At 63.7% G+C, this 13,701-nt stretch carries 13 protein-coding genes; 5 read left to right on the top strand and 8 right to left on the bottom strand.

Annotation, left to right across the window (positions count from 1 at the left end; translation table 11 throughout):
• The first annotated feature begins 44 nt into the window (after positions 1-44).
• The 5 genes from BBTA_RS34880 to BBTA_RS34865 all read left to right on the top strand — a co-directional run bounded on the left by BBTA_RS34880 (position 45) and on the right by BBTA_RS34865 (position 5,826).
• Complete coding sequence (locus BBTA_RS34880) at positions 45-245, top strand: hypothetical protein (protein WP_041751098.1); 201 nt, start codon at positions 45-47, stop codon at positions 243-245.
• A gap of 272 nt (positions 246-517) precedes the next feature.
• Positions 518-835 carry a hypothetical protein gene (locus tag BBTA_RS40465; RefSeq protein ID WP_148221559.1) on the top strand — a complete coding sequence of 106 codons (318 nt, stop codon included), beginning with the start codon at positions 518-520 and terminating at the stop codon, positions 833-835.
• A 159-nt stretch (positions 836-994) separates the two neighbouring features.
• On the top strand, positions 995-3,115 hold the full coding sequence (locus BBTA_RS34875; RefSeq protein WP_083780808.1) for a carbohydrate porin: 2,121 nt from the start codon (positions 995-997) through the stop codon (positions 3,113-3,115).
• Positions 3,116-3,159: 44 nt separating this feature from the next.
• The gene (locus BBTA_RS34870) at positions 3,160-4,887 is read left to right on the top strand and encodes a Na/Pi cotransporter family protein (RefSeq protein ID WP_041751097.1); all 1,728 of its coding nucleotides are present in this window, start codon (positions 3,160-3,162) and stop codon (positions 4,885-4,887) included.
• A 51-nt stretch (positions 4,888-4,938) separates the two neighbouring features.
• The gene (locus BBTA_RS34865; protein ID WP_012047204.1) at positions 4,939-5,826 is read left to right on the top strand and encodes a LysR family transcriptional regulator; all 888 of its coding nucleotides are present in this window, start codon (positions 4,939-4,941) and stop codon (positions 5,824-5,826) included.
• Between the two features lie 22 nt (positions 5,827-5,848).
• On the opposite strand, the gene BBTA_RS34860 is transcribed toward BBTA_RS34865, so the two are convergent.
• Genes BBTA_RS34860 through trbE form a run of 8 tightly spaced genes read right to left on the bottom strand, consistent with a single transcriptional unit; the run spans position 5,849 to position 13,692 of the window.
• The gene (locus BBTA_RS34860) at positions 5,849-6,085 is read right to left on the bottom strand and encodes a DUF2274 domain-containing protein (protein ID WP_041751096.1); all 237 of its coding nucleotides are present in this window, start codon (positions 6,083-6,085) and stop codon (positions 5,849-5,851) included.
• A gap of 7 nt (positions 6,086-6,092) precedes the next feature.
• Complete coding sequence (locus BBTA_RS34855) at positions 6,093-7,268, bottom strand: TrbI/VirB10 family protein (protein WP_244424249.1); 1,176 nt, start codon at positions 7,266-7,268, stop codon at positions 6,093-6,095.
• A complete protein-coding gene (gene trbG, locus BBTA_RS34850) occupies positions 7,265-8,251 on the bottom strand; it encodes a P-type conjugative transfer protein TrbG (RefSeq protein ID WP_012047201.1) in 987 nt (328 codons plus the stop codon). The genes BBTA_RS34855 and trbG overlap by 4 nt, the downstream gene beginning before the upstream one ends.
• Entirely contained in the window at positions 8,251-8,931 is a 681-nt protein-coding gene (gene trbF, locus BBTA_RS34845) for a conjugal transfer protein TrbF (RefSeq protein ID WP_012047200.1), read from the bottom strand. The genes trbG and trbF overlap by 1 nt, the downstream gene beginning before the upstream one ends.
• Before the next feature lie 3 nt (positions 8,932-8,934).
• A complete protein-coding gene (trbL, locus tag BBTA_RS34840; protein ID WP_012047199.1) occupies positions 8,935-10,197 on the bottom strand; it encodes a P-type conjugative transfer protein TrbL in 1,263 nt (420 codons plus the stop codon).
• Positions 10,198-10,202: 5 nt separating this feature from the next.
• Positions 10,203-10,517: a putative entry exclusion protein TrbK-alt gene (trbK-alt, locus tag BBTA_RS34835; protein WP_012047198.1), complete on the bottom strand. Its 315-nt coding sequence runs from the start codon at positions 10,515-10,517 to the stop codon at positions 10,203-10,205.
• Positions 10,517-11,263: a P-type conjugative transfer protein TrbJ gene (gene trbJ / locus BBTA_RS34830; protein WP_012047197.1), complete on the bottom strand. Its 747-nt coding sequence runs from the start codon at positions 11,261-11,263 to the stop codon at positions 10,517-10,519. Before trbJ ends, trbK-alt begins: the two co-directional genes overlap by 1 nt.
• Entirely contained in the window at positions 11,260-13,692 is a 2,433-nt protein-coding gene (gene trbE / locus BBTA_RS34825) for a conjugal transfer protein TrbE (protein ID WP_041751095.1), read from the bottom strand. The genes trbJ and trbE overlap by 4 nt, the downstream gene beginning before the upstream one ends.
• Positions 13,693-13,701 lie beyond the last annotated feature (9 nt).

Here is a 13,701-nt window from a genome sequence, read left to right as displayed (position 1 = left end):
GCTGGAGGTCGTGAGCTTATCGGCTCTGTTTGGCGGAGGCAGCCATGATGACCCGCAAGATCCAGCATCGGGAGCGGCCTATCAGCGTTCGGCTGCAGCTCTGGTGGCTCGGGAAAGTGGAGGTCCTTGTTCTCAAACACGTGCCGAAAGGCCCGTTTGCGCGATCCGCTCTCGCATGGGTGGACCAGAGCCACGTGCGAATCCGGCAAAGGCTCGGTCGCAACGAAACCGGCGGGAAGCGCTGATGCGCTCTCCGCGGTCAATCGCGCGTCACTTGGAAGAACGGGCCTGCCTGTTCGGTGCGATCTGGGTTGTGAGGGTCGCGCGCATTCTTGTGCGGGAGGGGTTTCTGAACAGGCGTGGCGCGTTCGCGGCGTTTCGCCTTTCGTCGCGCCTTTCGAGGAGGTCGTGGCGCATTTGGAAGTCCGAGCGAGCCCGCCGTCGAAGCGCAATGTGGGGTGAGTCCAACTGACCTGGCTCGGTCGGCCAGCAGCGAAGTCTACTGAGGAGACGTGCAGTGCAAATGAGAAAGCGAGCTGAATTCTTTCATGGCGAAAGAAGCGCATTCGGCAGCCGGTTGGTGACCGAGCGGCGACGGGACATCGTGAAAACGCGGGGGCGCTCAAGCGCCGCACTTCGGGTTGCTGTCCGTCTGCGGGTCGGCGGGCTGTTGGCGGCGGGTGCCCATTGGCTCGCCCGCACTGCCTTTCAACTCGCGCGGGAGCGCTTGATTTCCGTTGCGCAAGCAAAGGCGCTTTTGCGCATGGCGGCGCAGGTCAATCGGCAAAGTATCCGCCTGCGGCAGCGGGAGCGTTTTAGAACAGATCGCTGGTGAGCAAACTTTGCGTACCAAATCGAAAGGAATCAACCATGCCAGAACCTCCTAGTTGCTGCGTGAGTGAATACTCACGCAGCGCCCCAATACCCCGAAAATAGAGCGGCCTCACGTCGATCACGAGATGGCTTGCTCGTCCCGTGATCAGTGGAGCTGCTGATGATCTGTGATGAAATTGAAGTTCGCAAGAAGGATGCGCCTGTACGGAATTACGGCCGTGAACCGCGGTTCGGTCGACGCGGTCTGTCGGCGCGCGCCTGCTTCCCCGTTCTGGTGCTTGTCGCCGCGACAGGCGCGGGAAACGCGCACGCCCAGGAGATTCCGGCCGGCGCCGACCGCTTGGGCACGGAACGGCGTCTTGATGTTCGGACCAAAGCGGATCGGCCGCCCAGCGAGGCCGAAATGAAGAGGGTTTATGACTGGACCGGCTTTTATGTCGGTGGTCACTTCGGCTACGGTGGCGGCCGCTTGGGCGATGACTCCCACCCCAAGCCTGAGCAGGGCGTCTTCCTGCCTCATAGTCCGACCGGCCTCATTGGTGGTTTTCAGGTCGGCTATAACCGGCAACTCGCCAATCATCTGGTGCTCGGTGTTGAAGCCGATGCGTCGTTCACGAGCCCGACCGACGAGCCGGCGTTGGCGCCGTCGCCGTTCAATTCTACGGTCGACTACGTAGGCACCGCGCGTGGCCGAGTGGGTTACGCATTCGATCGGTGGATGCCCTATGTCACGGGTGGCTTCGCCTGGGGGCATGGTCATATCGAGGTCAACGACGGCAGCGGTGCGCAGCTCGGCCGCTATCAGACGGGCTGGACCGCAGGCCTCGGTGCGGAATTCGCGGTGAGCGGCAATTGGACGGCGAAAGTTGAGTACGACTATGTGAATCTTTCTGCGGCTACTTATGATCTGGGCCGCTTCGATCTGCCGAACGCCCGTCTTGCTCCCGGGCTTCACCTCGCCAAAATCGGACTGAACTACCACTTCAACGATCTGCCGTGGGCGGCGTCCGGCTCGCAGAGCGCGACGCCACGCTTGCCGGATTCGAGTGACTGGAACGTCCATGCGCAAACGACGGTGATTGCGCAGGGATATCCAAGCTTCCGCTCCCCCCAAGCGGGTGCGAACAGCTTGCCGGGGGGCGGCGAGGTCCGCGAGACGTGGACGACGACCGCCTTCATCGGGGTGCGGCTGTGGCAGGGCGGCGAGTTCTATTTCAATCCCGAATTGGCGCAGGGATTCGGCCTGAATGGGACATTGGGTCTGGCGGGCTTCCCGAACGGCGAAGCGCAAAAGGCTGGAGCCGCATTCCCGAAGATTCGGCCGCAACGCTATTACTTCAAGCAGACCTTTGGCCTCGGCGGCGAACAAGAGGACGTCGACGACGGTCCCAACCAGCTCGCGGGCAAACGTGATATCGATCGCATCACGGTGATCGTCGGACGCTTTGCCATCGGCGATTTCTTTGACAACAACACCTATGCGCACGATCCTCGCGCCGATTTCATGAACTGGGCGCTGTGGTCGTCCGCGGCTTACGATTTCCCCGCGGATCTCCCCGGATACACGCGCGGCGCAATCGTCGAATTGAATAAGAAGGACTGGGCAGTCCGCGCGGCATTCGTTCAGGTGCCGTCCGAGCCCAACAGCGATGTCTTGAAATTCAACACGGGCGGCGCCGTGGTGGAGTTCGAGAAGCGTTACGCCATCGCGGGCGAGCCTGGAAAACTGCGGCTCGGCGTCTTCGGCACCCAGGGCGTCATGGGCAACTACCGCCAGGCACTGGCAATCGAGAGCCAGGATTCCGCGCAAGACATCAATACGGTAATGGCGAGTATTCGCCACGTGAATCCGAAATACGGCTTCTACGCGAACTTGGAGCAGCAGATTGCGCCTGGGATCGGCGTTTTCGGTCGCGTGAGCTGGAACGACGGGCAAAACGAGACGCTGTCGTTCACCGACATTGACCGCAGCCTGTCAGGCGGCGTTTCGATCAAGGGCAATCCTTGGGGTCGGCCGAACGATACCGTTGGGATCGGTGGGGCCATCAATGGGCTGTCTGCGGCCCATCGCGACTTCCTTGCCGCTGGTGGAAACGGACTCCTGATCGGTGATGGGGCGCTGAACTACAGCACCGAGCGGATTTTCGAAAGCTATTACGCGCTGGCGATCGGGAACGGGCTCACCTTCACCGCCGACTACCAACTGATCGTCAACCCTGCATACAACGCCGACCGCGGTCCGGTGTCGGTCTTTTCTGGCCGTCTTCACGCGGAGTTCTGAGCCATGGACCGCGTGTACTTGCCAGATGACGGGGGGTGGTTCTGATGACCGGGACCATCGTTCTGTTCGAGCTCGCCGGCTACGTCGGATTGCTCCTTTGGGGCACTCATATGGTGACGACCGGCGTCCAGCGAGGCTTCGGCCATGTCCTTCGGATATGGCTGGAGCACAATCTGACGCGGCGGTGGCGGGCGTTTCTTGCCGGCGTCGGCATTACGGCGCTTCTGCAAAGCAGCACCGCGACGGGTCTCATGGCCTCCGCATTTACGGCGAACGGTCTTATCGGGCTCGGGCCCGCCTTGGTGGTGATGCTGGGCGCCAACGTCGGAACCACGCTGGTTACGCAGGTGCTGTCGTTCGACGCCGGTGTCGTCGGCCCTCCTTTGGTCCTGCTCGGGGTCATGGCTTTCCGCTCGTTCGACGATGATCGGCTGCGCAATGCCGGGCGAATCGCGATCGGGCTGGGACTGATGTTGCTGGCCTTGTCGGGGATGGCGCATGAGTTTGCGCCAATCGAGAACGCGCCTTTGCTGAAAAACGTTCTCGCTGCAATCGGCAACGAGCCTCTCCTTGCGGTGTTGGTGGCAACGCTGCTCACCTGGGCTTGTCATTCCAGCGTGGCGGTCGTGCTTCTTATCGTGTCGCTGACTGCGAGTCAGACCGTTTCGCCGATCGGCGCGCTGGCGTTCGTTGTTGGCGCCAACATCGGCGGCACATTGCCCGCGCTCTTTGAGGCGGGTTCACCGGTTGCTCGTCGTCTTCCGCTCGGCAACTCCCTGGTTCGAATCGTGGGCGCGGTCGTGGCGCTTCCGTTGCTGGCAATATGCGTGACGCTTCTCGCCCACATCGATCCTGCGCCGGGGCGGATCGTGGTGAACTTCCACACCGCGTTCAACCTGATCCTGGCGGCGGTGTTTATCGGGCCGTCTCATTGGTTGGCGCGGTTGCTCGTCCGCATACTTCCCGACCCGCCGGCGCCTGATGATCCCGGAAAACCAATCTACTTGGAGGAGGCAGGATTAGGGGCGGCGACCGTCGCGTTGGCGAATGCCGCGCGCGAGACGCTTCGCATGGGCGACATGGTTGAAGCAATGTTGAAGGGCGCTTCGGAGGTGTTCCAACAAGACGATCCTCGGCGCGCCACCGCGATCAGCCGGATGGATCGATCGGTCGACCGTCTTGGAGCCGCGATACGCAGCTATCTGGCAGATCTCGGAAATGAGCAGCCGTTGCATGACGATAGCGAAGGCGCCCGGGTCCAGGAGATATTGTCAGCCGTCATCAATCTCGAGCACGTTGGCGATGTCGTCGCCAACAACCTCATCGAATTCGTGGTCAAACGGATCAAGCGGGGGAGGCCGTTTGCGAAGGACGAACGCGATCTCATCGTTTCGATGAATGCGGAAATCCTGGAAAGCCTCCACATGGGGCTTGCAGTGTTTCTGACCCGTGATCCCGCCGAGGCGAACCGGCTCATCTCGCGAAAGAGCGCTCTGCGGCGACTGGAGGCGCGTGCGACCGCGCTCCATGTGCAGTTGCTGCGGGTCGCGGCTACCACGGCGCGAGCGGATGCTGGCGAGGGAGTCGCTCGTGTCGCCGAAGATGGCGGCCAGTTTCTGCGTATTGTCAGAGACCTCCGGCGCGTTCACTCGCACATCGCAGCGCTGGCATATCCGATCCTGAACGGTGCCGGCACCGCTGATGGGACACCGGCGCGAGAAGGAACTGCAGAAGAAGAAGCCAACGAATCCGAGCTGCAAGGCGCGCAATGATAGCGGTGGTCGCGATCAATTTGCAGGATCGTCACGCCGCGGTCTTATGAAATGGACCTCGCCGACCTCCAGTTTGTGACGGCGGCGGTGGATGCAGGAAACTTTGCGCGTGCAGCGCTCGTGCTCGGGTTGCATGCGTCGACGATCAGTCGGCGTATCGCACGGCTTGAGGATGAGCTTGGCCTCACCCTCTTCGAGCGCAACCGTGCCGGTGTGCGGCTCACGCCGAGCGGACAGACGGTCATGCGGCACATTAGACGTGTCCTCGCTGAAGTCGATGCCGTGAAGGCCGCAGGTCATCACAACGGCCTTGGCACGACGGGCGAGATTCGTCTGGGCCTACGAATGCCGCCGATCGGAAAGCCTCTGGGGGATTTGTTGCGGTGCTGGCACGGACGATACCCTGGTGTTTCGGTGGTGCAATTCGAGATGCATGAACGGGAGATCGCCGCCGCGCTGGCCGATCGACGACTTGACGCCGCGTTTGTCCCGAGCTTCGCGTTGTGGCCGCATGCGGCGATGCTGCCCATCTATAGTGAGCGGCTGATGGCGGCGCTTCCCGCGAAACATTCCCTGGCGAGGCGTAAGGCGCTTGGTTGGAAGGAATTGTCGGGCGAGACGGTTCTTGTCGAAGGCTGGGGCGAAAGTCAGGCGCAGCGCGAATTCTTCGCCTCGCTTCTTGGCAGGAACGTAGACTTTCAGTCGCACGCCGCCAGCAAGCAATATATTCTCGCGTTTGTGGCAGCGGGCTTTGGCGTGACGCTCGCGGCAGAGAGCCAAGCCGAGCTCGGATTTCCTGACGTGGTCTTCAGGCCGATTTCGGAGGCGAATGCATCATTTTGTGTGAATCTCGTGTGGCTTCCTGAATGCGAAGAACCCGTTGTAGGACGGTTTGTCGCGTTTATGCGCGATGAAGCGAAGGATCGCGGGCTGCTTTAGCAGAGGCAGCCTCGGCACGTCATCACGATGTCTTCTGCGACGACGAGGTCCGGCGGGTCTTTCGGAAGGCTCGGTCCGTCGCCATGAAGCGCGCCAGCATCGGTGGAATCAGCTTGGCGGGCTCGATACCGCTCTGGTTGGTCTCGTGGGAGAGCGCTTCGGCATAGGCCTGGAGGTCACGATGAACGGCCGCCGGCAGCTCGATCGTCATCTTCACCGGTTTGTCGTCTTCCAATGCGCTTAGTTTGAGTTTGCTCATCGGGCACCTAGCCTTTGTAGGGTTCGAGGACCAGGTCGTGTGTGACCATGACCCGCACGGGGAAGCCCGGTCGGATTGTGATCGTCGGCTGGATATTGAGGGAGCGGCCTACGATCTGTTCGCCAGCCTGGTTGAAGCTTTGCGACGCGCCCATCCGGATCGCCTGGGCGAGGTTGTTCTCGCTATTGCTCGTTCCAGCCTCGGCGCCGACGGATAAGATGGTCGAGAGGATCGCAGCCTTGAACAACATGCCCCAATGGTTGTCGACCTCGTCTTCGAGCCCGGCATAGCCCTCGGTGTCGGCGCCGGGCTGGCGTTCGAGTACGATCGACTTGCCATTCGGCATGATGAGGCGGTTCCAGACGAGCAAGGCGCGCGACTGGCCAAATGCGATCTGCGCATCATACTGGCCGACGAGGCGCGACCCCTGCGGAATCAATAAGGTCTTGCCCGTCGGACTGTCGTAGACGTCCTCGGTCACCTGCGCGGTGACCTGTCCGGGCAGATCGGACCGCAGGCCTGTGATCAGCGATGCCGGAATCACGGCGCCCGCCTGCAATACATAGGGGCTTGCTGGCGGCTGGACGCGATCGGAGCTCGTTGTTCTGCGGTCGATGTTGCCATTGAGGAATGCGAGTTTGTGATCTTGCGACGTGAGATCAGACGATGTGCTCGCCGGCGTCTGTCCCGGCGAGACAGCCGTTGGAGATGGCGCGATCGGCATGCTCGGCGCGACGACGTTCGTTGTCGCGAAGAGATGACTGGTGCGGGCGGCCTCCATCTCCTGAGCGAGCCGTTGCTCCTCCGGTGTCGGTCCCGGCATTGGCATGCTGGGCGAAGGCGCTCCGGCGTTGAGGATGGGCTTGCCGAGATCACCGGGCAGCGGCGGTCCAAGCTGTGGCACGGGCTTTGGCAGCCCCGTATAATCGCGCGGCAGGTTCGCGAGACCATCTGGCGTGTTGCGGTTGTTGGTGTTGAAGAGTTCGGCGCCGGTTGTCTGATGCTGCGGCTTCAAGGCGAAGAGTAGTGCGCCTCCAATGCCAATGGCCGCGGCGGCGCCGACGCCAAGCAGGACCTTGCGGGACAGCCGGGTTACCGGCGGTCGCTTGGCGCGCAAGCGCATCTCCTCAGCCGGACGTGCGGCCGCGCTCGGCCCCACGTCATCCCTGGCTTCGTCCGTCACCGCGGCCTCCCATCGGTGCGGACGATGCGCACCAGCTCCTGGTGCTTGCCGCCGAGCTTCAGCTCCGCCGCAGCGAACAGGCGGTCGACGATCATGTGATTGCCGCGGACACGGTAGTTGACGAGCTGGCCGTCGCCTTCCGCGCCGATCACCCAGAGCGGTGGCAGCTCACCCTGTGAGATCCCGGTCGGGAATTCGATGAACACCTGCCGGCCGTCATCGAAGGCGCGCAGCGGCCGCCACGGCGGAGTATCGCCCTCGATGCGATAGCGGAAGTTCAGTGCATTGATGTCGACGCCGGTTGCGACGGGGGCAGCGGCCTCGGCGGCCGCATTCTGCTGGCGCAGCGCGATGAGCTGATCCTGCGCATAAGCCCAAGAGACCGACGCCATATACGTCTTGTCGTCGGAATGCAGCTCGAGGTGATAGGTCCGGCGGTCTGTATTGATGACAAGGTTGGTGATGAGATCCGCACGGGTGGGCTTCACCAGGATGTGGACACGTTTGGCTGGCCCGGCGCCGCTCTCGGTGTCGCCGATGATCCACCGCACGGTATCTCCGGCAGCGACAGGCCCTGAGCCCGTCAACTGCTCGCCCGGCTCGAGCGCGATGTCGGTGATTTGGCCCGGCGCGGCATAGACCTGATACAGCGCGCCATCGGAAAAGGGGTAGACCTGGATAGCGTTGAGATAGCCTGCCCGTGTCGGCTGGACGCGGGCCGCGCCATTGGCCTGATCGACGCGAGCATGCGGATCCGCAGGTTCGGGGGCGCGCTTCGTGTTCCCGGGCAGCGGCTTGAGTTGTCCGGGCAGCGGCAACGGCTTCGGCACCTCGACGATCTGAATGGGCTTGGGCGGCTCGGCCTGCAGCACCGCGGGCTTCGGCGTGTTGTCGTAGCTGATCTGCGGCGGTTTCCAGGCTGTGGCGCAGGCGCCGAGGGAGACAGACGCAAGTAAGAGCGACGAGATCGCAAGCGGGCGCATCAGCCGAGCTCCTTTGACCAATTGAGGGCGTGGACGTAGACGCCGAGCGGATTCTTCTTCAGCCGATCGGCGTCGGTCGGCATCTGCAGCGCGATGGTGAGGATGGCGCTCCATCGCTCAGTCGAGGCAAGCGCGCCGTCGATGTAATGACGCTCCGTCCATTCGACGCGAAAGCTGGAGTCGGAGGCGCGGATGACGCTCGCGACGTCGACGGAGACTTGGTTCTTGCCGACCTTGGAAAACGGATCGCTCGTCCGCGCATAGTCATTGAGCGCGAGCGCCCCCTTGTCCGTGACGTAGTTGTAGGCGTCGAGCCAGTTCTGACGCAGCACCACGGGGTCGGCGGGGATGCCGCGCACTTCCTGGATGAAGCGCGCCAAGTGCCACGCGATCTGCGGGTCGGTCGGCTGGTAGTCCGCGGTGGCGGGCGCGACGGCCTGGGCCTGGCCGAGCTTGTCAACCTGCACAACCCAAGGCGTGATGGTGCCGCGGGCCGATTGCCAGACCAGGCCGCCGGCGAGCCCACCGCTGAGAACGAGTGCGCCGAAGAAAGCCAGGCGCCAGTTCTTGGCCTGAACGCGCGCGGAGCCAATCCGCTCGTCCCAGACCTGGCCGGCCTTTTGATATGGCGTCTCCGCGTCCGGCGTCTTGCCATAGCGCACGGTCGATCGTCGGAACATGAGCTATTCCCCCTCGGAAAGATCGACCTGATGCCCGCCGCTTGCCCGATCACCGGAGCGGATTGCGTGGTCGGCGGCGGTGACGCCGCGGTTGATGGTCTGGCCGCGCTTCATGCGCTGGGCCCATGCTGGCGGGCTGTCCGACGCGGCGGACGCGCCGGCGGATGACGACGAGCGCGCGCCGCCGCTCATGACGGCACGCTCGCCAGAGGCGAAGCTTTCTTGAAGGCTGCTGGCGGCGCGGCGCAGTGGGCTCATGGCGACTGAGCCGGCAGCTTGGGCGACACCCGCTGCCCCACCCGCGCGATATGCGGCGCTGGCGCCGCCCGCGACCGCGGCTCCCGCGCGCGCCGTCCCGGCGATCGCGCCGCCGGCCGCGGCGACACCCCCGGCGGTCGCCGCAATGCCGGCCGCTCCGATCCCGGCCGCTCCCAATCCTGTCGCGACAGCCGCGCCGGCGCCGAGCTGCGGTCCGCCCGCGATCAGGCCATTGGCGATGCCTGGACCGAAGATCGTGAGGCCAAGGAGCGAGAGCGCTGCGAGGATCAGCGTCAGCGCGTCGGAAATTGTCGGCGGATTGTTGAAGCCGCTGGTGAATTGATTGAAGATCGTGGAGCCGATGCCGATGATGACGGCGAGCACGAGAATCTTGATCCCGCTGGACACCACGTTGCCCAGCACCCGTTCGGCGAGGAAGGCCGTACGGCCGAAGAGCCCGAACGGCACGAGTACGAAACCGGCCAACGTCGTCAGCTTGAACTCGATCAAACTCACAAAGAGCTGGATCGCCATGACGAAGAAGCTGATGACGACGATCAGCCACGCGACCAGAAGAATGACGATCTGCACCAGATTGGCGAAGACGCTGGTGAAGCCCATCATACCGGAGATGGCGGTGAGGATCGGCTTGCCGGCATCGATCCCGACCTCGGCGATCTTGCCGGGCTGCAGGAGCTGCGCAGCGCTCATCGTGCCGCCACCGGCCTTGATCCCGAGGCCGGCGAAGCTGTTGTAGATGATCTGCGCGAGATTGTTGTAGTTGCCGATGATGAAGGCGAAGAGGCCGATATAGAGCGTCTTGCGGATCAGGCGCGCGAGCACGTCCTCGTCGGGCGCCATCGCCCAGAAGAGCCCCGCCAGCGTGATGTCGATGGCGATGAGGACGCTGGCGAGCCAGCGCACGTCACCTTGAACGAGGCCGAAGCCGGAATCGATATACTGGGTGAAGGTGCCCAGGAAATTGTCGATGACTCCCGTGCCGCCCATGATGCTTACCTGTCGGTGTTCTTGGCTGGAGCCGGAGTCGGGTTCTTCGGTCCGGAGGCCGGCGTATAGGTGAAGAAGCGGCGGCGGTTTTCAGCCCAGGCCGCCTCGCAGGCCGGATCGTCCTTGGCCTGGTCGGCGATGAGCTGACACCGCTTGAGCTCTTCGGCGAGCGAGTCGGGCGTGTGTTCCTCCATCGCACGCGGCTCGAGGCGTGGAGGCGATGTGTGGAAGTGCAGTGCCGCCGCGACGATCGCGATGGCGACAAGCAAAAAGCCGACAGCCCGGCCGACAGCAGGCAGATTGAGAAGCCGGGTTCGCATCAATGGAACATCTGCGCGGAGCCGGCCTGGTAACCAGCGCCGTAGTTGAGGAATGCCTGTGTCTGCGCTTGTGCCTGCGCCTGCGTCTCAAGGGTCCGCGCGGCATCGAGGCTCTGCGCGCGTGCGATCGACGCCATCAGCGCGGTCAGGTCCGCAAGCTGCGTGGTCTGAAGCGCCACGAGCTGATTGCCCGACTGTGCGGCCTGCAGCGCGCCGGTCGCCGACTGGCTGGAGGACACCAAAGCGTTGATCTGCGTCCGCGTGGTGTTGAGATTGCTCACAACGCCGGCTTGCACGCGCATCGTATCCTGGAACCCGGCGAGTGCGTTCTGCCAGCGACTCTTCGCATCCGTGAGAAGCTGCTGCGACGACGTCCCGCTGGAATAGGCCTGCGGATAGGTCTGCGTGAACGACTGGTCGATGCTTGAGACGCTGTAGGCGATGCGCTGCGCCTGCGCGAGGAGCTGCTGGGTCTGGGTGATCTGCTGCTGAAGCTGCGTGAGCGACGAGTACGGCAGGCTTGCGAGATTGCGCGCCTGATTGATCAGCGACGTCGCCTGGTTCTCCAGCATCTGGATTTCATTGTTGACCTGCTGAAGCTCACGCGCGGCGGTTAGGATGTTCTGCGCATAATTGGTCGGATCGAACACGATCCATTGCGCACGCGCCGGTCCGCTGGCGATGGCCGTAATGGTGAAAGCGGCGGCGCCTGCGATGAGCAAGGCGCGCAAGCGGTGACGGATCATGACGTGGTCTCCTGGTTGTGGGTGAGCATGTCCGCTGCCCAGTCGAGATCCTTTCGGCGCAGCCAGGCGGCGGTGAAGCCGCCGCGGCCGTGTTCCGCGAGCAGCTCTTCGATGGCGGTCTGATCGGATTTCGCCGAGGCGGCGGTGAAGGCGAGCGCGACTTCGGACAGCCCGAGTTCGAATAGGCGATTGCCGCGTCGCGACTGGCAGTAATATTCGCGCTTCGGCGTCGCGCGGCTCAGAATCTCAATTTGGCGATCGTTGAGACCGAAGCGCTGGTAGATCGCCGCGATCTGCGGCTCGAGCGCGCGCTCGTTGGGAAGCAGGATGCGGGTCGGGCAGCTCTCGATGATGGCTGGTGCGATCGCACTGCCGTCGATGTCGGCAAGCGACTGCGTGGCAAAGATGACGCTGGCATTTTTTTTCCGAAGCGTCTTCAGCCACTCTCTCAGTTGCCCGGCGAAGCCGGGATCGTCGAGGGCGAGCCAACCTTCGTCGACGATGAGCAAGGTGGGTCGGCCGTCGAAGCGATCTTCGATGCGATGGAAGAGATAGGATAGGACGGCTGGAGCCGCGCCCGCGCCGATCAACCCTTCCGTTTCGAAAGCCTGGACTTCGGCCTCGCCGAGCCGCTCCGTCTCGGCGTCGAGCAGTCGTCCCCAGGGGCCTGCCACGGTGTAGGGCTGGATCGCCTGTTTCAGGGCATTTGATTGCAGGAGCACCGAGAGCCCGGTGATGGTGCGCTCCTGGATAGGCGCGGACGCAAGCGAAGTCAGCGCTGACCATAGGTGTTCCTTCAGTTCCGGAGTGACGGTGACGGACTCGCGACCGAGGAGCGCCGCGACCCATTCGGCGGCCCACGCGCGCTCTCCGGGATCATCGACCCGCGCGAGCGGTTGGAGCGCGACGGGCTCGGCGGCGCTGTCGGAGAGCGCTCCGCCGAGATCGTGCCAATCGCCGCCCATCGCGAGCGCCGCCGCCCGGATGCTGCCGCCGAAGTCGAAGGCGAAGACCTGTGCACCGGCATAGCGCCGGAACTGCAAGGCCATCAACGCGAGCAGCACACTCTTGCCGGCGCCCGTCGGGCCGACGATCAAGGTGTGGCCGACATCCCCGACATGGAGGCTGAGGCGGAACGGGGTCGATCCCTCGGTCTTGGCGAAGAGAAGCGGCGGCGCCTGGAAGTGCTCGTCCCGTTCAGGCCCGGCCCAAACCGCCGAAAACGGCATCATATGCGCGAGGTTGAGCGTGGAGATCGGCGGCTGCCGGACATTGGCGTAGACATGCCCTGGGAGAGACCCAAGCCAGGCTTCGATCGCGTTGACGCCTTCGCGCATGCAGGTGAAGTCGCGGCCCTGAATGGCCTTCTCGACCAGGCGAAGGCGCTCGTCCGCGATCCGCGGATCATCGTCCCAGACGGTAACAGTGGCGGTGACGTAGGCCTCGCCGACGAGGTCGGTGCCAAGTTCTTGCAGAGCGGCGTCGGCATCGAGCGCCTTGTTGGCGGCGTCGGAGTCCATCAGCACCGACGCCTCGTTGGTCATCACCTCCTTGAGGATCGCCATGATGCTCTTGCGCTTGGCGAACCACTGACGGCGGATCTTGCCGAGGAGCTTGGCCGCGTCGGTCTTGTCGAGGCAGATGGCGCGTGTCGCCCAGCGATAGGAAAACGCCAGGCGATTGAGGTCGTCGAGCAGGCCCGGCCAAGTCTGTGATGGAAAGCCCATGATGGTGAGCGTGCGCAGATGTGCGCGGCCGAGCCGTGGTTCGAGGCCACCCGTCAGGTCCTCGTCCACCAGGATGGCGTCGAGGTACATCGGCGTTTCCGGCACGCGCACGCGCTGGCGCCGCGTCGAGATGCAGGAATGCAGGTAGGTCAGGGTCTCGGCGTCATCGAGCCAATCCGATTCCGGCATGAAGCCTTCGAGCAGCGCGAGCACGCGATCGGTGCGGTCGACGAAACCTTCGAGCGTGGCACGCCAGTCGGCGGCGCCCTGGGCGCGGTTCTCATAGAGCCAAGCTTCCGCGCGGGCCGCGTCATCGGCGGGCGGCAGCCAGAGCAGTGTCAGGAAGTAGCCGCTCTCGAAATGCGCGCCTTCTTCTTCGAATTGGGCTCGACGTTCGGCATCGACCAGCGCCGAAACGGGATCCGGAAATTGAGTTGACGGATACCTGTGCGCCGGCACGCGCTGGGCCTCAATGAACACGGCCCAGCCGGAGCCAAGGCGACGCAACGCATTATTGAGACGCGACGTGATGGCCACCAACTCGGCGGGCGTGGAAGAATCCAAGTCTGGACCGCGAAAGCGTGCGGTGCGCTGGAAGGAGCCATCCTTGTTGAGAACAACGCCCTTGGCGACGAGCGCCGCCCACGGCAGGAAGTCGGCGAGGCTCTGGTTATGGCGACGATACTCGGCAAGGTTCATCATCGGGCGAAC

It is taken from the genome of Bradyrhizobium sp. BTAi1 (genome assembly GCF_000015165.1).
Taxonomy (GTDB): domain Bacteria; phylum Pseudomonadota; class Alphaproteobacteria; order Rhizobiales; family Xanthobacteraceae; genus Bradyrhizobium; species Bradyrhizobium denitrificans.
Note: the sequence above shows the minus strand (reverse complement) of the source record. Positions and strands in the feature narration are given on the sequence as shown.

Coding starts and splice junctions, on each gene's coding strand:
- trbL (WP_012047199.1), bottom strand. CDS start 10,197: ATGGGCGGCACGGGAGTCATCGACAATTTCCTGGGCACCTTCACCCAG.
- BBTA_RS34860 (WP_041751096.1), bottom strand. CDS start 6,085: ATGAGCAAACTCAAACTAAGCGCATTGGAAGACGACAAACCGGTGAAG.
- BBTA_RS34880 (WP_041751098.1), top strand. CDS start 45: ATGATGACCCGCAAGATCCAGCATCGGGAGCGGCCTATCAGCGTTCGG.
- trbG (WP_012047201.1), bottom strand. CDS start 8,251: ATGCGCCCGCTTGCGATCTCGTCGCTCTTACTTGCGTCTGTCTCCCTC.
- BBTA_RS34870 (WP_041751097.1), top strand. CDS start 3,160: ATGACCGGGACCATCGTTCTGTTCGAGCTCGCCGGCTACGTCGGATTG.
- trbJ (WP_012047197.1), bottom strand. CDS start 11,263: ATGATCCGTCACCGCTTGCGCGCCTTGCTCATCGCAGGCGCCGCCGCT.
- trbF (WP_012047200.1), bottom strand. CDS start 8,931: ATGTTCCGACGATCGACCGTGCGCTATGGCAAGACGCCGGACGCGGAG.
- BBTA_RS34865 (WP_012047204.1), top strand. CDS start 4,939: ATGGACCTCGCCGACCTCCAGTTTGTGACGGCGGCGGTGGATGCAGGA.
- BBTA_RS34875 (WP_083780808.1), top strand. CDS start 995: ATGATCTGTGATGAAATTGAAGTTCGCAAGAAGGATGCGCCTGTACGG.
- trbK-alt (WP_012047198.1), bottom strand. CDS start 10,517: ATGCGAACCCGGCTTCTCAATCTGCCTGCTGTCGGCCGGGCTGTCGGC.
- trbE (WP_041751095.1), bottom strand. CDS start 13,692: ATGATGAACCTTGCCGAGTATCGTCGCCATAACCAGAGCCTCGCCGAC.